General features: G+C 71.6%; 21 protein-coding genes. 12 read left to right on the top strand and 9 right to left on the bottom strand.

The window, feature by feature from the left end; translation table 11 throughout:
• Positions 1 to 13 precede the first annotated feature (13 nt).
• Both ACI79U_RS10230 and ACI79U_RS10235 read left to right on the top strand, forming a co-directional pair.
• The gene (locus tag ACI79U_RS10230; protein WP_457067295.1) at positions 14 to 988 is read left to right on the top strand and encodes an ABC transporter substrate-binding protein; all 975 of its coding nucleotides are present in this window, start codon (positions 14 to 16) and stop codon (positions 986 to 988) included.
• Positions 985 to 2,100 (top strand): adenosine deaminase family protein, encoded by a 1,116-nt coding sequence (locus ACI79U_RS10235; RefSeq protein ID WP_457067298.1) that lies wholly within the window; start codon positions 985 to 987, stop codon positions 2,098 to 2,100. Before ACI79U_RS10230 ends, ACI79U_RS10235 begins: the two co-directional genes overlap by 4 nt.
• A 64-nt stretch (positions 2,101 to 2,164) precedes the next feature.
• Here ACI79U_RS10235 and ACI79U_RS10240 read toward each other — a convergent pair whose 3' ends face one another.
• The 8 genes from ACI79U_RS10240 to ACI79U_RS10275 all read right to left on the bottom strand — a co-directional run bounded on the left by ACI79U_RS10240 (position 2,165) and on the right by ACI79U_RS10275 (position 10,761).
• Positions 2,165 to 3,085 carry an Lrp/AsnC family transcriptional regulator gene (locus tag ACI79U_RS10240; protein WP_457067301.1) on the bottom strand — a complete coding sequence of 307 codons (921 nt, stop codon included), beginning with the start codon at positions 3,083 to 3,085 and terminating at the stop codon, positions 2,165 to 2,167.
• 75 nt (positions 3,086 to 3,160) lie between these two features.
• Positions 3,161 to 4,495 carry a carboxypeptidase regulatory-like domain-containing protein gene (locus ACI79U_RS10245; protein ID WP_457067304.1) on the bottom strand — a complete coding sequence of 445 codons (1,335 nt, stop codon included), beginning with the start codon at positions 4,493 to 4,495 and terminating at the stop codon, positions 3,161 to 3,163.
• On the bottom strand, positions 4,492 to 5,052 hold the full coding sequence (locus tag ACI79U_RS10250; protein ID WP_457067306.1) for a TetR/AcrR family transcriptional regulator: 561 nt from the start codon (positions 5,050 to 5,052) through the stop codon (positions 4,492 to 4,494). Before ACI79U_RS10250 ends, ACI79U_RS10245 begins: the two co-directional genes overlap by 4 nt.
• A 69-nt stretch (positions 5,053 to 5,121) precedes the next feature.
• Positions 5,122 to 5,667 (bottom strand): TetR family transcriptional regulator C-terminal domain-containing protein, encoded by a 546-nt coding sequence (locus tag ACI79U_RS10255; protein ID WP_457067309.1) that lies wholly within the window; start codon positions 5,665 to 5,667, stop codon positions 5,122 to 5,124.
• 142 nt (positions 5,668 to 5,809) lie between these two features.
• A complete protein-coding gene (locus ACI79U_RS10260) occupies positions 5,810 to 6,865 on the bottom strand; it encodes an ABC transporter permease (protein ID WP_457067312.1) in 1,056 nt (351 codons plus the stop codon).
• Positions 6,862 to 8,481, bottom strand: a complete 1,620-nt coding sequence (locus ACI79U_RS10265; RefSeq protein WP_457067314.1) for a sugar ABC transporter ATP-binding protein — start codon at positions 8,479 to 8,481, stop codon at positions 6,862 to 6,864. Before ACI79U_RS10265 ends, ACI79U_RS10260 begins: the two co-directional genes overlap by 4 nt.
• Positions 8,482 to 8,543: 62 nt before the next feature.
• Positions 8,544 to 9,716, bottom strand: a complete 1,173-nt coding sequence (locus ACI79U_RS10270) for a sugar ABC transporter substrate-binding protein (RefSeq protein WP_457067316.1) — start codon at positions 9,714 to 9,716, stop codon at positions 8,544 to 8,546.
• Positions 9,717 to 9,801: 85 nt separating this feature from the next.
• A complete protein-coding gene (locus ACI79U_RS10275) occupies positions 9,802 to 10,761 on the bottom strand; it encodes a LysR family transcriptional regulator (protein WP_457067319.1) in 960 nt (319 codons plus the stop codon).
• Between the two features lie 85 nt (positions 10,762 to 10,846).
• Here ACI79U_RS10275 and ACI79U_RS10280 point away from each other — a divergent pair, with 85 nt between their 5' ends.
• The 6 genes from ACI79U_RS10280 to ACI79U_RS10305 are packed head-to-tail and all read left to right on the top strand — an operon-like array spanning position 10,847 to position 16,550.
• Positions 10,847 to 11,845: a cyclase family protein gene (locus ACI79U_RS10280; RefSeq protein WP_457067322.1), complete on the top strand. Its 999-nt coding sequence runs from the start codon at positions 10,847 to 10,849 to the stop codon at positions 11,843 to 11,845.
• A gap of 31 nt (positions 11,846 to 11,876) precedes the next feature.
• On the top strand, positions 11,877 to 13,007 hold the full coding sequence (locus ACI79U_RS10285; protein WP_457067324.1) for an FAD-dependent oxidoreductase: 1,131 nt from the start codon (positions 11,877 to 11,879) through the stop codon (positions 13,005 to 13,007).
• A gap of 18 nt (positions 13,008 to 13,025) precedes the next feature.
• A complete protein-coding gene (locus ACI79U_RS10290) occupies positions 13,026 to 13,964 on the top strand; it encodes a VOC family protein (protein WP_457067326.1) in 939 nt (312 codons plus the stop codon).
• Positions 13,964 to 14,926, top strand: coding sequence for a fumarylacetoacetate hydrolase family protein (locus tag ACI79U_RS10295; protein ID WP_457067329.1), 963 nt, complete (start codon positions 13,964 to 13,966; stop codon positions 14,924 to 14,926). Before ACI79U_RS10290 ends, ACI79U_RS10295 begins: the two co-directional genes overlap by 1 nt.
• 23 nt (positions 14,927 to 14,949) lie before the next feature.
• Positions 14,950 to 16,125, top strand: a complete 1,176-nt coding sequence (locus tag ACI79U_RS10300; RefSeq protein WP_457067332.1) for an alpha/beta hydrolase family protein — start codon at positions 14,950 to 14,952, stop codon at positions 16,123 to 16,125.
• Positions 16,126 to 16,154: 29 nt separating this feature from the next.
• Entirely contained in the window at positions 16,155 to 16,550 is a 396-nt protein-coding gene (locus ACI79U_RS10305; RefSeq protein WP_457067460.1) for a VOC family protein, read from the top strand.
• A 425-nt stretch (positions 16,551 to 16,975) separates the two neighbouring features.
• On the opposite strand, the gene ACI79U_RS10310 is transcribed toward ACI79U_RS10305, so the two are convergent.
• Complete coding sequence (locus ACI79U_RS10310; protein ID WP_457067334.1) at positions 16,976 to 17,629, bottom strand: TetR/AcrR family transcriptional regulator; 654 nt, start codon at positions 17,627 to 17,629, stop codon at positions 16,976 to 16,978.
• A 107-nt stretch (positions 17,630 to 17,736) separates the two neighbouring features.
• Between ACI79U_RS10310 and ACI79U_RS10315 the strand changes: the two genes are divergently transcribed.
• The 4 genes from ACI79U_RS10315 to ACI79U_RS10330 all read left to right on the top strand — a co-directional run bounded on the left by ACI79U_RS10315 (position 17,737) and on the right by ACI79U_RS10330 (position 21,271).
• Positions 17,737 to 18,945, top strand: coding sequence for an FAD-dependent oxidoreductase (locus tag ACI79U_RS10315; RefSeq protein ID WP_457067336.1), 1,209 nt, complete (start codon positions 17,737 to 17,739; stop codon positions 18,943 to 18,945).
• A 3-nt stretch (positions 18,946 to 18,948) separates the two neighbouring features.
• Positions 18,949 to 19,188: a putative quinol monooxygenase gene (locus tag ACI79U_RS10320; RefSeq protein WP_457067339.1), complete on the top strand. Its 240-nt coding sequence runs from the start codon at positions 18,949 to 18,951 to the stop codon at positions 19,186 to 19,188.
• A 453-nt stretch (positions 19,189 to 19,641) separates the two neighbouring features.
• Complete coding sequence (locus tag ACI79U_RS10325; protein WP_457067342.1) at positions 19,642 to 20,667, top strand: alpha/beta fold hydrolase; 1,026 nt, start codon at positions 19,642 to 19,644, stop codon at positions 20,665 to 20,667.
• 142 nt (positions 20,668 to 20,809) lie between these two features.
• Positions 20,810 to 21,271: an SDR family oxidoreductase gene (locus tag ACI79U_RS10330; protein ID WP_457067344.1), complete on the top strand. Its 462-nt coding sequence runs from the start codon at positions 20,810 to 20,812 to the stop codon at positions 21,269 to 21,271.
• Positions 21,272 to 21,349 lie beyond the last annotated feature (78 nt).

Consider the following 21,349-nt stretch of genomic DNA (forward strand, 5'->3'; position numbering starts at 1 on the left):
TCTGGGCACCGGCGTGGCCCTGCTCGCCGGTTGCGGGTCCGATGACGCGGCCGCCGGGTCGGCGGAAGGGACCACCACGATCAGCTTCGCGCTCAGCTACCTCCCCGACCCGTACCTGAACGGCCTGGCGTACGCGATGCAGGAAGGCCTGTTCACCGAGGCCGGCATCGACGTGGAGCTCCTGCCGTTCGGCTCGACCACCTCCGACTCCCTCGTCAGCAGCGGCCAGGCCCAGTTCGGGTACACCGTGGATGCACGTTCGGCACTGCTCGCACAGGCCGCCGGGTCGGACTTCACCTCCCTGATGGCGGTCTACCAGCACACGCCGTACCAGCTGGCCGTACGCGAGGACTCCGAGATCGACTCGCCGGCCGACCTCGCCGGCAGGACCCACGGGAGCTTCGGCTCGCCGTACGAGGTGGCCGCCGTCAACCAGATGATCAGCAGCGCCGATGGACAGGGGGTGGCCGACGAAGTGGTCCTGAGCACGGGCGCCTACCAGGCTCTGGCCGCCGGCCGGGTGGACAGCGTGCTGGCCTACCCCGGGGACCTCTACGGCCTGGAGCAGGACGGCACCGCGGTCACCACGTGGGACACCACCGAGTACGGCGTGCCGGACGCCGCCGCCACGATCCTGATCGGCAACGACGACTTCGTCGCCGAGAACCCCGACGTCACCGAGGCGTTCGTGCAGGCGCTCCAGGACGGCTACGAGGCGGCGGTGGACGACCCAGCGGCGGCGAACGCCGCCCTGATCGAGCAGTTCCCCGGGGAGGTCGACCAGGCGGTCATCGACTACGTCAGCGACCTCCAGGCGAGCGCGTTGTACCCCGTCGCCGACGGTCCGTTCGGCACCCAGTCGGCGGAGATGTGGCAGGCCAACGCCGACTGGATGGCCGAGAAGGGTCTGCTGGTGGACGAGAACGGCGACCCGGTCGACCAGTTCGACGTGTCCGGGCACTTCACGAACGAGCACCTCGCCCGGTGACGACCGGCCAGGTCCCCAGCGCGGTGGAACACGACAACGACTGGGCCGCAGAGGAGCAGGGCCCGATCGATCCTGGGCTCGCGCTGGACCTGCTCGCCCGTCGGCTCCCGCGCGCGGAGCTGCACTGCCACCTGGTGGGCGCGATCCGGCCCTCGTGCGTCCGGTCCCGGCGCGCGGGATCGACGCGGCCGGACGCGGCGCACGACTACGTCGACGTCAGCAGCTTCTTCGCCATGCACAAGCGTTTCGCCAGCAGCCTGGACAGCGTCGAGGTGATCACGGCCACCACGCTGCGGATCCTGGAGGGCGCCGTCGACAACGGCTGCCGGCACGTCGAGTTGTCGCTGAACCACCGGGAGTTCCTCGGCAGCGGACTGTCCATCGCGACGATCCTCGACGCCGCCGGCCCGGCGTTCGCCGAGATGCGGGAGCGCACCGGGCTGACCGGCGGACTCATCCTCGCCATGGACCGCGACAGCCCGCTGGAGGTGGCGCTGCACGCGGTCGACGACGCGGTGGCAGCGCGGCGACGCGGCGTCCCGGTGCTCGGCATCGGCAACGACGGGTTCCCCTCCCGCCCGCTGCCCGAGTTCCGGCCTGCTTTCGAGCGGGCCAGCGGGTCGGGGCTGCGCACCACCTGCCACGCGAACAAGCCGCAGGACGTGGTCGATGCGCTCGAGCTCGGGCTCGATCGGATCGACCACGCCTGGGAACTGCAGGGGCGGACGGACCTGCAACGCCGGGTCGCCGACGCCGGTGTGCCGGTGGCCATGGCGATGACCAGCTGCCTGATGATGCTGCCCGGCCGGTTCCCGACCGCCGAGAGCTTCCCCTTCCAGGAGCTGCGGACGGCAGGCGTCCGCGTCACGCTGAACGTGGACGACGCGGCGATGTTCTTCACCGACTCGGCGAACGAGTACCGCCTCGCCGCGCGGACGTACGGGTTCGACGGGCGGACGCTCGCCGACGTCGCACTCGCCTCGCTCGAGGCCGCCTGGTTGGAGGAGTCCCGCGACGCACGACTGCTCGAGTGGCGCGACGAGGCCGCGGCACTCCTGCTCGACCCCCGCGCGCCGCGGTTCGCACACGCCGACCGGCCCGTCGGCGCCTGACCACGCTCGAGGCGCCACCGGTCGGGCTCGTCGAGGCCTACCAGCGTGCTGGAGCCCGTCCCCGTCAGGCGAGGGGGACGGGCACCCAGCTGACGTGGTCGCGCACGGTGGCGATCGGCACGACCTCGGAGGCGCGGACCCGCGGTTCCCCGGTGATCTCCTGCACCGCCTCGGTGAGACGCTGCGTGGACGAGGCGACCACGTGGCAGCTCAGTTCGTGGCGCCCCGTCTGCTGCGCCACGTACCGGACCGACGTCAGGTCACTCAGGTCGCGAGCGAGCGACAGGAGATCCTGCGGTGCCACGCCCAGGTTCACGTTGGCCGCCGTCTCCGCTCCGCTCGGGGCGAGCACCTGGGTGACGTAGCGGATCGCCTGCGACTCGATGAGGTGGAGCACGCGCCGTCTCGTGGCTGCGACGGTGAGGCCCACCCGGTCGGCCAACGCGGTGTAGCTCGCCCGGGCGTCCCGGCGGAGCAGGGGGATGAGCGTCCGATCGACCCCGTCGAGGTCCCGGTCCAGGCTCAGCTCCCACCCCTCGGGCGTGCGCGCGCTCCCCGACCAGTTGCTGCCGACGAACAACCTGAGGAAGAGGGAGTGAGTCGCCTCGGCCACCGCGTCCAGCTGCGCGACAGCGTCGATGCCCGCGACCATGTCATCGAAACTGCGCGCGGCCCGCTGTACGAACAGCGTCGGCTCGGTCGTCCCGCGGGCGATCCAGGGGGCGTCCGAGAGCGCCGGCGCCTTCGAGAGATCCACGAGCGGATCGGAGAGCCGTAGCCGTGTCATGTACAGGAAGCGGTGGTCCTCCACCGACGGATGGACGACGATCGTCGGCCGCACCCGCCCGTCGGCGATGAGCGCCTTCACCCGCGCGCGCGCTGTCGACTCGGGCAGCGCCAGACGTTCTGCGACTGCCCGGACGGCGATGCGGGCGTCCTCGACCAGGAGCGCGACGATGCGCTCGTCCGTGCCGTCCAGCGTCACGTCGGCTGTTCCCGCATGACCGGGAGCCTAGAACGAGCAACGGGGCACTTCCCGCCGCCCGTTCGAGGACCAGGGTCAGCCGACCTCGCCGACCGTCAGGTTGCCGGCCGGGTCGCGCCAGTCCTGCAGGCGGAGATCGTGGTGCGACTCGCGCGGTCCGGCGTCCACCGTCACCGTCACGATCACCGGCTCGCAGTGTCGCGCGGTGGCGATCAGGTGGTGCAACCCGGCCGAGACACCCAGCACCAGGTAGTTGCCCTCTCCGTCAGCGAGGGCCTGCTCCACCTCACGCCCCGACTCGTCCAGCACCGTCACGCTGGCCTGCTCGACCGGACCGCCGGAGAGGTTCGTGACGCGGCCGGAGAGCGTGTGCCGCAACGGCATCGCCGGCCCGGTCGGCGCCGCGACCGCCGCGAGCAGGTGCCGGCGCTGGTGGGAGCGGTGGGCACAGGCCATCAGGACCGCGCCCACGGCCACCCAGGCGACCAGTACGGCAAGCGGCCTGCCGACCGTGCCGATCCCGTAGGCGCTGGCCCGCACGAGGTCGACGAAGGCGCCCAGCGGCATGCCCTCGTGAAGGAGTCCCAGGTAGGAGGGCAGCATGTCCGCCGCGACCGTGCCGGCAGACGTCGGGACCCCGAGCACCAGGACGAACGTCAGGGCGACCGGCAGCAGGTACTGCCGCACGTAGGTGGCCGCGGCCGTGATCACCCAGGCGATCGACTGCACCACCAGGAAGCCCGCGGGCAGGAGAGCCGGGTCGGCGGGCAGGACGTCCCGGACCACGGCCACCGCATACGTCACCACGGACGCGAACACACCGACGGCAGCGATCGCGGCGAGCTTCTTGACCGTCGACCACATCGACAGCTGCAGCAGCACGATGGAGGTCACCATGCCGACCATCGCCAGCGGGAAGGCGTAGAAGAACAGACCCGCCCCACTGCTGTCGCCCGGCGACAGCGGCGCCGCGTCCACAGCACCGGCCTGCACGCCGAGCTCCCTCCGCGCCACCTCCTGCAGTGCGTCGGTGACGTACGAGGCGCGTGCCCTGTTGGCCGCGGAGGCCGTGAGGACGCGACACTCCCCCGCGGCGTCCTGGACGACAGGCGGACCGCACGTCAGCGCCCCCGCGAGACGCCCTTCGGCCACGTCCCGCTCGGCATGCACCGGGTCCTCCAGGCGCCTCGGCACGAACGCACCGTCGGAGGATCGCAGGACGTCCTCCACCCGGTCACCATCCGCGCCGGCGACGACCAGCCCGACGGGGACGCCGTGCGGCTGGGGGTGGGCGAAGGCGAGGGAGAACAGCACGCTCATCGTCGCCACGAAGAAGAACGGGAACCAGAGCAGGGACGCGACGCGCCCGAGGCTCGGCTGTGGTGCCAGGCCGATGACCCCGCGGCTCACGCGACCACCCAGTCCAGCAGCGCGGCCGCGGCGGCGTCGACGCGATCGACGTCCCCGGTGACCAGCAGGTCCTGACACAGCCCACGGAGCCCGGAGACCACGAGGGTGGCCCGAGTGGCCGACTGCACCGGATCCCAGCCGGCGCGCGCGAAGGCGTCCGCGACCGGTCCGGTGAGCACGTGCACGGAGGTGGCCGCGAACTCGCCGTAGACGTCCGGCTTCGTGGTGGCCAGCGCGAGCACCTGGAGGAGCATGCGGACACTCCGGCGCTGCTCCCCTCGGCTGATGGCGTACCAGAGCGAGCCCGCCGCGGCGCGGAGGTCCGCGGGCCCACGCACGGCGGCGAACATCCGCGCGACGTCCGGGCGACTCGCCGCCAGGACCTCGGCGACGAGGGTGGCCCGGTCACCGAAGTAGTACAGGAGCATCCGTTTGCTCGTCCCGATCGCCCGGGCCAGTGGCTCGAGAGACAGGTCGGCGACTCCGTGCTCATGCAGGTGGTCGAGCACGTCGCTCAGCAGCGCGGCACGCCTGGCCGGGTCAGCGGTGCTGGACACCCGCAGAGTGTACCGATCGGTACGGACAATACGTCTCGGAGAGCTGGCCGACCATGTCGTCGGCGTCGACTACAGCTCGACCGTCAGCAGTGCGCCGATGTGGGCGAGGACCTCGGCCGCCATGTCGACGGAGTCCTGGTCGTAGAGCCACTGGCTCTGCAGCCCGTCCATCAGGGCGATCGCGGCACGAGCAGCACTCTCCGGTTCCACCCCCGGACGGAGCTGGCCGGCTTCTGCAGCCCGCTCGAAGGCCCCGCGCGTGAAGTCGACCACCCAGGCATACCGCTTCGCGAAGTAGTCGAAGAGCGGGTGACCCGGGGTCGTGGCCTCGGCGGAGAGCGTCGCACGGAGCCCCACGAGGGTCGGCGTGTTCTGGTTGTGCTCGACGGGCTCGACCAGGGCGCGGATCGTGGCCAACCCCGGCAGATCGGTGGTGCCGAATCGTGAACGGGTCAGGTCGTCGCGCCAGGCCAGCAGCGCCGCGATCAACTCGAGCTTGCTCGGGAAGTGGTGCAGCAGGCCGGCCTGCTGAGACCGGCACGTTCTGCGACGTCCCGCAGAGCCGATGAAGACGCGTGGTGCGGCGTTGCTGGAGCGGCGCGTGACCGGCCGCACCGGGAGCCGGCCGACTTCGGCAAGGTGGTCGCCCTCCCCTGCTCGGAGCCGGCCACGTTCGTCGACGGGATCGCGTTGGGGGTCGACGGCGGTGCGGTGAACGGCTTGCTCTGACAGCTCGCGGGACGCCGCGAGATGCCGCTCAGCCGGTCCGGACGCCCCGATGGCGACCCAGGTAGTGCGACAGACCGACGGCGACCAGCAGCGCCGCGCCGTTGAAGACCGGGCTGGCCCAGGCGCTGGCACCGGACAGGGTCAGCCCGCTGACGGCCACCGACACGAAGAGCACGCCGATGATCGTGCCGACGGCGTTGAAGAACCCGGGCACGACGGCGGTGGCCCCGAGGAACGCCGCAGCCAGCGCCGGGAAGAGCAGACTCGTCCCGTTGTCGGCGGTGGCGCTGCCCGTCCGGGCCAGCTGGAGCACACCGGTGACCCCGGCGAGGGCGCCGGCCAGCACGAACGTGGTCCAGACCGATCGGTCGACCCGCACACCCACGAGCCGCGCGGAGCGGGGATTCGACCCGATCGCGTAGAGGCTCCGGCCGAACGGGGTCTGGGAGAGCAGGTACCAGAGTGCGACGGTGGCCAGCAGGACCACGAAGACCACCCGGGGCAGTCCGAGCCAGGTCGCGCCGCCGAAGCGCGGGAGTGCCGGGTCGATGCCGGCCAGGATGGTCTGACCGCCGGTGTACCACTGGACGAGGCCGCCCAGCAGGGTCGCCATGCCGAGGGTCGTGACGAAGCTGTTGAGCCCGAATCTGGTCACGAGCAGCCCGTTGACCCCGCCGATCACGGCTCCGGTGCCGATGCCCACGGCGATCGCCAGACCGAGTGGGAGCGCGTGGAAGCTCATCAGCCCGGCGGTCAGGACGCTCGATGTCGCGGCGATCGCGCCCAGGGAGAAGTCGAAGTACCCCGTGACCAGCGGCAGGATGACCGCCAGGGCGAGGAGCGCGACCACGGACTGGTTGCCCAGCAGGACGCTGGCGTTCTGCGTGGTGAAGAAGGTGGCCGAGCTGTCCGGGTACACCGCGAAGAACGCGATGACCGCCAGCAGCAGAGCCAGCAGTGCGTTGCGCTCGGCGAAGCCCTTCACCCGGGGTGACCGCTCGGGGGCGGTGGTGGGGTCGAGCGCAGTGTCGCCGGACCCGTCGCCGGGGGCGGTCTCCACGTGCTCGGTGTTGGTCAGGCTCATCGTCGGTCTCCTGGGGTCGGCGCCGGACCGGTGGTCGGGTCGGTGCTCTGGGTCAGTGCGGTGAGCCGGTCGGCCGTGAGGTCCGGTCCGCTCACCTCGGCCGTCACGCGTCCGTCGCGCAGCACGAGCACGCGATCACAGAGGCCGCACAGTTCGAGCAGGTCCGAGGAGGCCACGAGCACGGCACAGCCGCGCGCCGCGGTCTCCTGCACCGTCCGGTAGATGTCGGACCGGGACATGACATCGACGCCCTGCGTCGGCTCGTCGAGCAGGAGCAGCGTGGGCTCGCGCCGGAGCCAGCGGGCCAGGATCGCCTTCTGCTGGTTGCCGCCGGACAGTGCCGAGAACGGGATCTCGGACGACGACGCCTTGATCCCGTGCGCGCGGATCAGCGCGCGGGCCTCGGCCCGCTCCCGACGGACCGCCATCCCCCACGGCCGCCAGTAGCGGCGGATCACGGTGGCCGACAGGTTGTGCCGGACCGTGAGGTCGCCGAAGGCGGCCTCACCGCCACGGTCCTCCGGAACGTAGGCGACTCCGGCCGCGATGCGTGCCGCCGTCGTGCCGGCCGCCGTCCCGCCCGATCCGGCCGAGGCGATCCGCACGCTGCCCTCGACGGGCGTGTGCTCGCCGAACACGGTCTTGAGCAGGGAGGTGCGGCCCGAACCCACGAGGCCGGTGACCCCGACGATCTCCCCGCGCCGGACCTGCAGGTCGAGCCCGCGCAGCGGGCCCCCCGACAAGCCCGACACCTCGAGGACCACGTCGGCCTGCTTCTCGGCCGGCGCAGGTCGACCACCGCCACCCCCGCCATTAGGGGCCTGGGCGCCGGCGTCCGGACCGGCTCCGGTCATGCGGGCCACCAGGTCCCTCTCGGTGGGGCGCACGGCTACGAGGGACGCCACCGTCCGCCCGTCCCGGAACACGGTGAAGTCGTCGGACACCGCCAGCACCTCCGGCATGCGGTGGCTGACGATCAGCACCGTCTGTCCCAGGTCGGCCCGCCGGCGCACCGCGTCGAGGAGGAGCTGCGACTCGTGCTGGGGCAGCGTGGCGGTGGGCTCGTCGAGGACGAGGACCAGGTGCTGGTCGCTCTCCTGGTCCTGCAGCGCCCGGGCGATCGCCACCAGGGTGCGTTGCGCCGGGCGCAGGGCCCTGACCGGGGTGGCGGGCGAGGCGTCGATCTCATAGGTCTCCAACAAGCCGGCGACCCGCCGGTGCAGGGCCGCCCAGGAGACCCGACCGGCCAGCCCGCGGGGATAGCCGGCGTCGAGTGCGACGTTCTCCGCGATCGACAGTTCGGGGAACAGGCCCAGGTCCTGGTGGACGAACCGGAGACCGGCCGCCCGTCCGGCACGGGCGTCGTAGTCGGCGGCCGACCAGACCGATCCGTCCACCTCGATCCGCCCGGCATCCGCGCGGTGGACGCCGGCGAGCACCTTGATCGTCGTGGACTTGCCGCACCCGTTGCCGCCGACGAGGGCGTGCACGGTGCCGTGCCGGAGGGCCAGGTCGGCACCGTCGAGGGCGAGCGTCGCCCCGAAGCGCTTGGTCATCCCCGTGATCCGGAGGACGACGTCCGTGGTGGAAGCCGGAGGGGTGTGCGTGGTCGTCATGGTGATCCTCTCGCCGGTGGCCGCGCCCGAGGGCGCGGCCACCGGAACAGACACGCGGGCGGTCAGACGCCCCATGCCTCCTGGTAGGCGGCCCGGAAGTCGACGGGCTCGAAGTCCTGGCCCTGCGGCGGGAGCCCGTTCTCCGCGTCGATGACCTGGAACCCGTCGCCCTGGACCTCCGGCTCCTCGCCGTTGAGCACTCGGATCGCGGTGTCCACCGATCCCCAGCCGCCCCACTGGGTGGGGTATCCGACGATGGCGTCCTGACCGCCGTCGCTGCGGATCAGCTCCATGTTGGCGACGTTGCCCAGCCCGCTGATGACGTTGAGATCGGCCGACCGCCCGGACGAGACCACGGCCTGCGCCAGTCCGGCCGGCATCCAGCCACCGAGAGGCACGAAGACCGAGTCGACCTCAGGCGACTGCAGCAGCGCGGTGGAGAACTTCTGCGGCAGCGCACCGGTCATCACGTCGTTGTTGGCGACCTCCAGCGTGCCGACGATCTCGCAGCCGTCGCACGTTGCCATCTCCTGCTCGAACCCCTCGGCCAGCCAGGGACCCCACAGCGGGTCGGTGAACACCAGGTGGAGCACCTTGGCCTGACCGTCCGTCGTGCCGATCAGCCAGTCGGCCGCGAGCTTGCCCTGCAGTTCGAAGACGTCGCGGACACCCATGCCCTCGAGCTGGATCCGCTCGCTGGCCCACAGCGGCTGGCCGCCCACCTCGTCGCAGTCGGCACCCCCGCCACCGACGACCGTGACCCCGGCGTCCTTCGCCTCCTGGAAGGGCTGCTGGATGCTGGCGCAGTCGATGCCCACGGGCACCACGACGTCGGCGTCGGCGCTGATCGCCTGCCGCACGCAGTCACCCCAGCCGTTGGGGTTCAGCTGCCCGTCGCACAGCCGCACGTCCCAGCCCACCGCCTGGGCCGCTTCCTGCACCGCGGCCGTCGGTGTGGAACAGCTCGGGATCTGCTCACCGCAGGAGACGACCCAGAGGCTGACGTCCTCCGGCGGAGTCGTCGCCGTGGTGGGAGGCGCGCCCATCTGCCCCTCGTAGGCGACCTCGAGCAGGTCCTCCGTGGCAACGGGGTCGCCGCCTGCGGAGGCGTTCGGGCTGGCCGAGCCCGCCGAGTCGGCCGGGTCCGCGTCCGAGGAGCCGCAGCCCGTCAGGCCGATGGTGGCGACCAGGGTGAAGACGGCGGTCACGCCGAGCCGACGCATGGAGCGGGTCATCAACTCTCCTTCGAGACAGAAACCCGTCGCCGGTGACGGGCATCACTGCCGTCGAAGTGTCAGCACCGGGGCAGCGGAGCGGAAATCACTTCTTGCGCTGACCGGTATCAGTCAGGTCGATGACCACGGGCTGCTCCCCCAGGGCCAGCTGCGCCGCCCGCACGACCACGTCGCGCAGGTAGGAGTGCTCGGGATCGTTGTCGAAGACCGGGTGCCACCACATGGCCTCGATCAGCGGGCCCGCGTCGAAGGGGACGGGGAGGGCGCGGATGCCGGAGTTCAGCGGCAGCTGGTCCACCAGTCGGCGCTGCAGCAGCGCGATCCGATCGCTTCCCGACACGAGTGCGGGAACGGTCAGGAAGCTCTCGTTCACCACCTGGACCCGCGGCTCGATGCCGAGCATGCGCATCTGGCGCGCGGCCGGCGTCGACGCCGTCTGCCCGTGGTAGGTCACCACCCACGGGAGGGTCTCCAGGTCTGCCACGGTCAGCCCCACGTCGGCCGCCGGGCTGTCGGCCGCGACCACGCAGACCCACTCGTCGCGGTACAGGTCGTGGTGCGAGAGGTCGCTGACGAAGCCGTGAGGCAGGAGGAGCAGGTCGGCGGTGAGCAGCACCTGGTCCGCCCGTTCGACCATCGCCGGTGAGTGCGGCGTCAGTCGCAGCCTCGTGTTCGGCGCCTCCTCGGCGAGCAGCTCGGCCACCGTGTCCCCGAGGATGGCCACGACGTAGTCGCTGACGAGCAGCGTGAACTCGCGGGTCGAGGACGCCGGGTCGAACTCGGGCTGGGCCGCGAAGACGCGCTCGACGCCGGACAGGGCGATCCGGGCGAGTTCCTTGAGCTGCACCGCCAGGGGGGTCAGTCGGTACTCGTTCCCCTGGCGCGTCAGCAGCTCGTCATCGAAGTGCCGGCGCAGCCGCGCGAGGGAGGCCGACAGCGCCGGCTGGCTCAGCCCCATCTGCGCCGCGGCCCGCGTGACGCTCCGCTGCTGGAGCAGCGCGTCGAGGGACACGAGCAGGTTGAGGTCCAGGCTGGCGAGGTTCACCGAACGAGCGTATCGATCGGGCTGATGTGTTCCATCAGACATCTCGTCTTCCCTCACCCTTGTGGGCTGCACCACTGTCGAGGACGTGCAGCACTCCCCTGAAGGCCTTGACCGGACCGATCCCGAGGGCGCCATCGCCGCCGCCGCGAAGCGCTGCTCGAACTGGGGACGCTGGGGCGCCGACGACGTCCTCGGGACGCTGAACTTCCTCGACGAGGCCAAGCGCCTGGAGGGTGCCCGGCTGGTCCGGCGCGGGGCGAGCTTCTCGCTGTCCCAGTCCTTCGACATGGACGGCCCGCAGAAGGGCTGGCGCCGTCGCACCAACCCGGTGCACACGATGTTGGACACCGGTACCGACGCAGAGCGCGGCGTGCAGGGATTCCCGCACGGGATCGGCGGGGCGGACGACGTGATCGCCATGCCGCTGCAGGCTTCGACCCAGTGGGACGGCCTCGGTCACATCTTCGATCACGGGATGGCCTGGAACGGCCGCCGCGCCGGTGACGTCGTCACCAGCGACGGGGACAAGGTGACCGGCATCGAGACCGCCGCCGCGCACATCACCGGTCGCGGCGTGCTGCTCGACGTAGGCCGGGCGGTCGGCACCGACGGCGAACTGCCCGACGGCTTCGCCATCACCGCCGAGCACCTGGCGGCCACCATCGCCGCACAGGGCGAGACCGCGCTGGTGGGTCGCGGCGACCTGCTCCTGGTGCGCACCGGCCGGCTGGCCCGCGCCCGGCGCGACATCGCCGAGGGCCGGGGCTGGGGTGACTACGCCGGCGGGGACTCCCCCGGCCTGTCGTTCACCACCGCCGACTGGCTGCACGACACCGAGATCGCCGGCATCGCCACCGACACCTGGGGCTTCGAGGTGCGGCCCAACGAGTTCGACGTCGCCTTCCAGCCGCTGCACCAGGTCTGCATCCCCAACATCGGGCTCTTCCTCGGTGAGATGTGGGACCTGGACGCGCTGGCCGCCGACTGTGCGGCCGACGGTGTCTGGGACTTCTTCCTCACCGCCGCGCCGCTGCCCGTGACCGGCGCCGTCGGCGCCCCGGTCAACCCCATCGCGGTCAAGTGACCGGCAAACGCAGAGACGAGGGAGTCCTGACATGCCCGCTGTGAACAGCGTCCTGGTGGTCGGTAGCGGCCTCGCCGGGACGGCCACCGCCATCCACCTCGCATCCGCGGGCGTGGCCGTGGACCTCGTCGAGATCAAGCCGGACGCAGCCGCCCTCGGCTCCGGCATCACGCTGCAGGGCAACGCCCTCCGCGAACTGCGGTCACTCGGCGTCTGGGACCAGGTCGAGGCCGCCGGCTACGCCTTCGACGTCACCGGCATCCGCGCGCCCGACCCCTTCGGCACCGTCGTGGCCGAGATCCCCGACGCGAAGACCGGCGGCCCCGACCTGCCCGCCGCGATGGGCATGCCCCGGCCCGAGCTCGCCCGCATCCTCTGCCACCGGGCGACCGACGTCGGTGTGAAGCTGCGGTACGGCACCACGTTCACCGAGCTCACCCAGGACGGTTCCGGCGTCGACGTCACCTTCTCGGACGCATCCACCGGCCGGTACGACCTGGTGGTGGGCGCCGACGGCGTCCGCTCCTGGACGCGACGGGCCCTGGGGGTCAACCTGGAGACCCGGTCGATCGGGATGGGGATCTGGCGCGCCTTCGGGCCACGGCCGGCGAGCGTGACCCGAACCGACCTGGTCTACGGCGGACCGTCGTTCATCGCCGGGTACTGCCCCACCAGTGAGGACTCGCTCTACGCGTACATCGTCGAACCGGCCCGGGACCGCAGCAGCCTCACCCCCGACGAGCAGCTGGCCACCATGCGGCGGTTGTCGGAGGCCTACCACGGCCCGTGGGACGAGATCCGGGAGACGCTCACCGACCCCTCGCGGGTGAACTACACCTGGTTCGAGACCCACGTCCTCGACGAGCCGTGGAACCGCGGCCGGGTGGTGCTCATCGGCGACGCCGCGCACACCTGCCCCCCGACCATCGCGCAGGGCGGCGCCATGGCCCTGGAGGACGCCGTCGTCCTGGCCGAGCTGCTCACCGAGCGCGCCGCACTGGACCAGGACCTGTGGAACGCCTTCATGGCGCGCCGGTACGAGCGGGCCAAGACCGTCGTCGACGCGTCCAACCAGCTCGCTCAGTGGCAGCTGGACCACGTCCAGGGCGACATCCCCGGACTCATGCGGTCCATCGCCGCGCTCACCAGCCAGCCCGCGTAAGCAAAGGACCCCCCTCTCATGACCCAGCGCCTGATCACCCACCTGCGGCACGTCGACCTGGCCGTGCCCGACTTCGCCAAGCAGCTGGACTTCTACGCCGGCACCTGGGGCCTCAAGGCCGAGCACACCGACTCCGGCCTGGCGTTCCTGGCCGCCGAGGGCTCCCCGGAGCAGTACATCGTGCGGCTGCGCGAGTCGGCCGACAAGCGGATCGACCTGATCTCCTTCGGCACGGCCACCGCCGCCGACGTCGACACCCTGGCCGGGCAGCTGGCTGCCGACGGAGTCCGGCTGATCGGTGAGCCGGACACCCTGCAGACCCCCGGGGGCGGCTACGGCTTCCGGTTCTTCGACAACGAGGGCCGCACCGTCGAGATCAGCTCCGACGTCGAGGCGCGGCAGCACCGCACGATCGAGGAGGGCGAGTCGATCCCGGTGCGGCTGTCCCACGTGGTGCTCAACTCCGCCGACCCCGAGGGCACCGTCGCCTTCTACGAGAAGCACCTGGCCTTCGCGCTGTCGGACACCCTGATGCACCCGCGGATGGGCAACATGATGTGGTTCCTGCGCACCAACGCCTGGCACCACAGCATGGCGGTCGCCCGCGGCCCGCACCCCTCCCTGCACCACGCCTCGTTCGAGATGCGCGGCATCGACGAGTACATGCGCGGCACCGGCCGGTTGCTGCGGGCCGGCGTGGAGAAGATCTGGGGCCCGGGCCGGCACATGGCCGGCAACAACACCTTCAGCTACTTCCTCGACCCGCACGGCAACACCGTCGAGTACACGACCGAGCTCGAGGTGCTGGACGAGGACACCTGGCACCCGCACCTCTACGACTTCACCAACCCCGAGGTCTCCGACCAGTGGGGCACCGCGAACGCGATGAACGAGTTCGTCGCCCAGCGTTCGTTCAACGACCCGGACAAGGGTCTGTTCGTCGCTCCCCCGGTCTGATGCGCTTCGCCACCTGGGAGTCCGAGGAGCAGGTGCAGGCCGGCGTCGTGTCGGACGCCGGCCTGCACCCCCTCCCGGACGGGACCACCGTGCTCGACCTGGTGCGCCGGGGGCTCCCCGCTGCACTCGAGGCCGGCCAGACCGCGCTGACCGGACCGGCGGTGCCGCTCGACGGCGTTCGGTTGCTGCCCCCGCTGGACGCGCCGACGGTGCGGGACTTCGTCGCGTTCGAGGAGCACGTCGAGGGGGTCCGCAAGGCGATCGACGGCGTCGCCGGTGTCGTCGCCGAGTGGTACCAGGCGCCGACGTTCTACTTCACCAACCCCTACGCCCTGATAGGCGCGCACGACGACGTCGCCGTGCCGCCGGGCTCGCAGCGGTTCGACTTCGAGCTCGAGGTCGCCGTCGTCGTCGGCCGGGACGGCGCCTCGCTGACCCCGGCGCAGGCCCGCGAGCACGTCTTCGGCTACACCGTGCTCAACGACTGGTCGGCCCGCGACCTGCAGGCCCGGGAGATGAAGGTCAACCTGGGCCCGGCCAAGGGCAAGGACTCGGCCACCACCCTGGGTCCCTGGCTGGTCACCGCCGACGAACTGGAGCCCTTCCGGGACGACGACGGCTTCCTGGCCCTCGACCTGCGGGTGAGCGTCAACGGCACCGAGGTCGGCCGGGACCTGCTGTCCAACATGGGCTGGCCGTTCGAGGAGCTCATCTCCTACGCCTCCCGTGGCACCGAGGTCCGCGCCGGGGACGTGCTCGGCTCGGGCACCTGCGGCAACGGCGGCTGCCTCGCCGAGCTGTGGGGCACCCGCGGCGACACCGCTCCCCCGCCGCTGCGACCCGGCGACGTCGTCGAGATGACCGTCGAGGGCATCGGCACCATTCGGAACCGGGTCGTCGCCGGGGTCGAGCTGCCCCCGGTCCACCCCGCTCGACCCCGCCCCCGCACCCGTCCCGTCTGACCGACGGCACCGAGAGGAACACCGTGTTCGAGTACTTCCCCACCGGTCCCTACACCTGGAACCTCGGCGTCGTCGCGACGCTGAACTCCGGCGGCCTGATCGACGAGGTGGACCGCGCCTGCCGACCGATCAAGGACGCCGCCAACGCAGGCGAGGACGCCGGCACACCGGACTTCCTGCGCGCCTGGCGGGCGCTGACCGACCAGCTCGTCGGCCAGGCAGAGGAGGCGGAGAAGGCCGGGCACACCCGCACTGCTGGTCAGCTGTGGTTCCGGGCGAGCAACTACCTCGCCCAGGCCGAGCGGATGTTGTCCCACGCCGATCCCGACCGGGTGCCCACCTACCGGCGGATGCTGGAGATCGCGGAGCGGGCCTTCACCACGCACAGCCCCCGGGTCTCCCGCGTGCAGATCCCCTACGAGGGCACCACGCTGCCGGCGTACTTCAGTGCCGCCCCCGCCACCGACGACGGGCCGGCCCCGGTGGTCGTGCTGGTCAACGGGCTGGACTCCACCAAGGAGCACATGTACGCCTCGAACTTCTGGCTGGAGCTCGCCGAGCGCGGCATCTCCTGCCTCATGCTCGACCAGCCCGGCACTGGCGAGGCGCTGCGTCTGCAGGGGCTCACCGCCCGCATCGACGCCGAAGCCTGGGCCAGCGCGACCGTCGACTGGCTGGAGACCAGGAACGACGTCGATGCCGCCCGGATCGGCATCGCCGGCTGGTCACTCGGCGGCTACTACGCCCCGCGCGCCGCGGCCTTCGAGAAGCGGTTCGCCCTCTGCGTGGCCTGGGGCGCCAACCACAACTGGGGCGCGGTGCAGCGCCGCCGCCGCGAGCGGGAGGGCGAGCGGCCGGTGCCGCACTACTGGAGCCATGTGCTGTGGGTGTGGGGCGTCCAGGGCGATGAAGACCACCTCGACGAGTTCCTCGACTTCGCCGACGGCGTGCACCTGGACGGGGTGGTCGAGCAGATCACCGTGCCCTTCCTCATCGCGCACGGTGCCGGCGACCGGCAGATCCCGCTGGAGTACGCGCACCGCTCCTACGACCAGGCGGTCAACTCCGCCAAGCGCGACTTGCGGGTCTTCACCGCCGAGGAGGGGGCGACCGAGCACATCGGCCTGGACCACCTGCCCTTCGTGAGCACCTTCATCGCCGACTGGGTCGCCGACACCTTCATCGAACTGACCCGCTGAGCGACGACGACAGGAGCGAGACCGTGGCCATGCTCTTCATCGACCTGGCGGTCCGGGACCTCGCGGCATCGCGCGACTTCTACGGCGCGCTCGGGTTCTCCTTCAACGAGCACTCCTCCGACGAGTCGACCGTGGCCGTCGTCCTGGACGACGACATGGCATTGATGCTGCGGTCCCGGGACCGGTTCGCGGAGCTGGTGGCCGGCGAAGTCGGCGATCCGACCGCCGGGACGACGGTCGTGCACAGCCTCACCGTGGGCACCCGCGGCGAGGTGGACGAGCTCGTCGCCACGGCCCTGGCCAGCGGCGGTGCACCGTGGCTGCCGGCGCGGGAGGACACCTCCGGCTACACCGGCAGCTTCGCCGACCCGGACGGCCACGGATGGCAGCTGACCTGCATGGGGCCCGTGCACGTGATCGACTGACCGCGCCGGTCGCTGCCGCGAGGTCCGGTCCGGGTCATCAGCTCCCGAGCGGAGGAGCGCCGCGCCGGACCGGACGAGCAGAACGGAGTGCACACGAGCGGCCGTCCTTGCTCGGGGCGAGGCGGCCGCACGCGTGCACCAGGTCCCCGGCTGGTCCGCGCCAGGGTCGGTCGGGCATCAGGCCGGGCAGCTGTCGAGGGCGTGCGGGTCGTCGGAGTCCACGCCCCTCTCCGCGGTGACCCGGCCGGGGACCCGTTCGCCCGGATCCATGGGCGGACTCATCGTCGCTCTTCCGGTGGTCAGGGAAGGCCAGATGCTGGCCCTCCAAGCGCAGAGACCCAGCATCTGCGGCCGCATCACCTCCGGATCCGAGGCCTCGCATCACTCTCGCCCCGCTCACCCACGGCGCAAGACGGTCGTACGGCTCAAGCCAGCGGCTCGGACAACAGGTAACGGACGGCTGTGTCGGCCAGGGCGGCGGTGAACGTGTCGTCGTCCACCGGTGAGGCGGTCCCGAAGTCCGAGCCGTAGGCAACCCGGATGACGACCGCGGCGAAGACGGTGCTGAAACACGACCAAGCGGCGGCCTTCGCGTCGGGATGCGCATCGACGACGGGCGACACGGTGTCGACGAACCGGCTGCCGAGCTCGCGGCTGTACAGGGACCCGCGGCGCTGTACCTCCGGGTGCGCCGCGGAGATCAGCACGACGGCTCTGAAGAACGACCGGTGGGCCAGCAAGCCGCGGACGGCCGTGGTGACAGCGGTCCGCACCCGTTCGTGGGGGGTGAGCCCGATCCACCGGTCGGGGCGGTCGAAGGCGGCCCGGACATCGTGGAGTCGGCTGATGCCGTGCTCGTACACGGCGAGGAACAGTGCTTCCTTGCTGGTGGTGCGAGCGTAGATCGCCGGCGGGGCGACCCCGGCGCGCTCGCACACCGCCGCGATGGTGAACGCCTCGTAGCCGCCGTCCTCCAGCAGGGCGACCCCGGCATCGAGTACGCGTGCCCACGCCTCCCGACTTCGCCGCTGCCTGGGCGGGCGGACAGTCAGGTCTTCAGGCGTCCAGGGCTCGACCACCGGCCCATCCTCTCTCCTGAGCGTCCCTTGACGTGGGCGTGACCCGCGATACAGTTTCCTCAAACAGTAGCGCTCGCTACCGTTCTTCTCAGCGTCGAGAGGTGCTCATGCCTGCCGCCCCCTCCCCTGCCCGCCGAGGCCGCGTCGCGGTGCTCGGTGCCGGCCCCGCCGGCATGGCCGCAGCCCTGGGCGCTCTCAAGGCCGGCCACGAGGTCGTCGTCTACGAGCGGTACCGGGAGGCACGGCCGGCCGGCAACATCCTCAACCTGTGGCCGCCGCCGCTGAAGGCGCTGCGGGCCCTGGGCGTGGACACCGTCGACCTCGGTGCGCCGACGGACTCGGAGTTCCGCAACCTGCGGGGCGACGTGCGCGTCCGGGTCAAGCTCGACCAGGACGTCAAGGACGAGTTCGGGGGCGGGTTCATCGGGCTGCTGCGCCCCGAGCTCTACCGCCGGATGCTGCAGGCCATCCCCGAAGGCACCATCCGACACAACCAGCAGGTGCAGCGCATCGAGCAGGACGATCGAGCGGTCACCTTGCACTTCGCCGACGGCACGACAGCGGAGCACGACGTCCTGATCGGTGCCGACGGCATCGACTCCCTGGTCCGCAGGACGCTGTGGGGCGATGCGCCCAAGCGGGAGCACAAGCTGCACATCTTCGGTGGCTTCACCTTCGCCGACGTGCCCGGCACCACGCCCAACAGCTGTGTCCTGACCCACGGCCCGACGGTTCAGGGCAGCTGGACGTCCATTCGCAACGAGGGCCGAGACGGTCACCAGTGGTGGGTGCTCACCGGCACCGATCCCGACGCTCCGGCACCGACGGACCTCAAGGCAGCCGCCAGAGAACTGGCGAAGGGTTTCCCCGCACCGCTGCCCGGTCTCATCGCCGCCACTGACGCCGCCGACGTCCAGCGGTGGGTCCTCCGGGACCGGAAGGCCCTCAAGCAGTGGTCCAAGGGGCGGGCCACCCTGGTCGGCGACGCCGCCCATCCCACCTCGCCGTACGCCGCCTACGGCGCCGGCATGTCCATCGAGGACGGCTACTTCGTCGGCGTCGCCCTGCGCGGTGTCGACCTGACCGACTCTGCAGCGGTCGCCGCCGCCCTGCAGGCCTACGAGGACCCCCGGAAGCCGCACACTGCCCAGCAGGTCCAGCAGGCGTACCTGCTGGGCAAGGTCTTCCACCACGCGCCGGCACCTCTGCGCCCCGTCCGGGACTTCCTGTTCGACCACACGCCCTTCCTGCAGAAGGTCGCCGGCGACAGCAACCCGAAAATGATCAGCAAGCAGCTCGCCCTGATCGAGGCGTGACCCGTGCTGGTCGTGCACAGCAGTGCCAGCGCGGCACCGGGTCGCCGGGACGAACTCGTCGCGGCGGCCCGGGCGATGGCCGCGCAGACACGGCTCGACCAGGGCTGTCTGTCGTACTCCTTCGCCGCGGACCTGGACGACGCGAACCTGGTCCGCGGCGTCGAGGTGTGGGCTGATGCAGCCGCGCTGGAGGCGCACATGACCCATGGGCACACGCGGGATTTCCTGGCCGCGGTCCCTTAGCTGATCGCCGACCCGCCGGTGCTCGAGCACTGGGTGGTCACCCACGGCGACGCCCGGGCTGGCTGAGCGCCGCCCTGTGGATCAGCAGCCGGCTCAAGGCGTCTTGGTACGCCGCCTCGGAGTGGACGGAACGACGTCCGCGACGGTCGGTCGCTCGCCCGGCTGCCACTGACCATCTGGGCGTCGCCGCCACACGTCCGGGCATGCCGAACGCGCCGTCTCGCGCGCAGCGCGTCGAGAATCGTCGGGCGAGCTCGCAGCCTCGTGTGCGGCGTGCCCGGGGGCCGCGGCTTGGATGGAGCGAGCCAGCGTGTGGGCGACGTGCGGGCCGATGAGCTCCTCAGCGAAGGGCATGGGTGCATGATCAGCGCCCTCGCCGCACGCGTGGCGGGGTGGGCTGCCCTAGGTGCGTTGCACCCTGGGCCGGGCAAGAGCGGGCGCGCACAGTCGGCCGTGCCATCCGGCACACCGAGCCTGCTGATCCGCTCCGGAGCAGCGGGCCACCACGAGGAGATCGACATGTCGGGCACCGAGCAGCACACCACCGTCGACGGACGGACCACATCCTCCCCCACCCGCGACGCGGCCGAGCACCCGCGGCGACGTCGCCGTCCCGAACGCCGCCTGACGGTGGGAGACCTCCTGCACACCACCACTCGTAGCCGTCGTCGTGGGCTCACCGCGGTGGTGGCGGGGGTCATCACCTCGCTCCTCGCGATCCTCGGGCTCGCTGGTCCCGCCAGCGCTGGGGGCGGACACGACAAGCCGACCGTGGTCATCGTCCACGGCGCCTGGACCGATGCGGGGTCCTTCAGCGAGGTCCAGCAGCGGCTGCAGCGGGGCGGTTACACGGTCCTGGACTTCGCCAACCCGCTGCGCTCACTCAGCGGCGACAGCGCAGGGCTGGCCTCGTTCCTGCAGAGCCGGACGAGCGGCCCGGTGATCCTCGTCGGCCACTCCTACGGTGGCGCCGTGATCACCGAGGCCGCGACGAGCGATCCCGACGTCCGCGCCCTGGTCTACGTCGACGCCTTCGTGCCGGAGAAGGGCGAGAGCCTGCTGGCGCTGCTCTCCAGCGCGGGTCCCGTCGACCCGTCTGCCCTGTTCGACATGGTGCCGTACCCCGGCTCGCCGGAGGGTGACGTGGACCTGTACCTGAAGGAGGCCGCCTTCCACGCCACGTTCGCGAACGGCCTTCCGCGCGAGGAGCGGGACGACCTCTACGCCCGGCAGCGCCCGATCACGTTCGGTGCGGTGAACGAGGCGGCGGCGAACGAGCCCGCGTGGAAGTCGCTTCCCTCGTGGTACGTCGCGGGCTCCGAGGACGGCAGCATCCCGCTCGAGCTGCAGGAACGCATGGCGTCCCGCGCCGGCGCGGAGCTCACCACGGTGAAGGCCGGGCATCTCGCGATGACCCGCTTCCCCGCCGCGGTCGCGAAGGTGATCGAGGAAGCCGCCACCGCGACGGCCCACTCCTGAGTCGATGTCGCCGCAGGGCGAGAAGCCGATGGTCCATCGGTCCTCCGTCCTGCGGCGGCGACCCCGTGGCCCCGCGCGAGACCCGCGCGCCCCAGCGAACCGCCCCCTCATCCGACCGACCGTTCGGCGGAGGCCGCCAGCCATGGATCCTGACCAGCTCGACACCGACCTCAGCGACGGCGAGATCGATCGGATGATCGACGTCGGCATCCGGGGAACCATCGACCTGGTGCGATACAGCGCGCCGGTGATGGGCTCGGGTGGCCGGATCGTCACCATCGGCAGCGTCAGCGCCCACCACCTCCCCGACGATGCGTCCTCGGCCTACGGGATGACCAAGGGGGCCGTCGCAAGCCTCGTCCGCGGCCTGGCGCGCGAGCTCGGCCCCCGGGGGATCACGGTCAACAACGTCCAGCCAGGTCCCGTCGACACCGACGCCGACCCCGCCGACGGCCCGTCCGGGGACACCCTCCGGTCACTCATCCCGATCGGCCGGTTCGGGACGGTCGCCGACGTGGCCTCCTTCGTGGCGTACGTCGCCAGCGACGAGGCCGCCTATCTCAACGGCGCGTCCCTGGACATCGACGGCGGCTACAGCGCCTGACCTGATCCCTGCGCTGACCCACGGGTCAGTGCTCGCCTCCCGCCAGCACCGACCTCGACCCGAACACGAGAGAACGAG

This window comes from Modestobacter sp. SYSU DS0904, assembly GCF_054051115.1.

Bases quoted from the DNA above. Each gene is read 5' to 3' on its own strand.
- ACI79U_RS10290 (WP_457067326.1), top strand. From the start codon at position 13,026: ATGACCCAGCGCCTGATCACCCACCTGCGGCACGTCGACCTGGCCGTG.
- ACI79U_RS10315 (WP_457067336.1), top strand. From the start codon at position 17,737: ATGCCTGCCGCCCCCTCCCCTGCCCGCCGAGGCCGCGTCGCGGTGCTC.
- ACI79U_RS10285 (WP_457067324.1), top strand. From the start codon at position 11,877: ATGCCCGCTGTGAACAGCGTCCTGGTGGTCGGTAGCGGCCTCGCCGGG.
- ACI79U_RS10330 (WP_457067344.1), top strand. From the start codon at position 20,810: ATGGATCCTGACCAGCTCGACACCGACCTCAGCGACGGCGAGATCGAT.
- ACI79U_RS10305 (WP_457067460.1), top strand. From the start codon at position 16,155: ATGCTCTTCATCGACCTGGCGGTCCGGGACCTCGCGGCATCGCGCGAC.
- ACI79U_RS10270 (WP_457067316.1), bottom strand. From the start codon at position 9,716: ATGACCCGCTCCATGCGTCGGCTCGGCGTGACCGCCGTCTTCACCCTG.
- ACI79U_RS10295 (WP_457067329.1), top strand. From the start codon at position 13,964: ATGCGCTTCGCCACCTGGGAGTCCGAGGAGCAGGTGCAGGCCGGCGTC.
- ACI79U_RS10260 (WP_457067312.1), bottom strand. From the start codon at position 6,865: ATGAGCCTGACCAACACCGAGCACGTGGAGACCGCCCCCGGCGACGGG.
- ACI79U_RS10265 (WP_457067314.1), bottom strand. From the start codon at position 8,481: ATGACGACCACGCACACCCCTCCGGCTTCCACCACGGACGTCGTCCTC.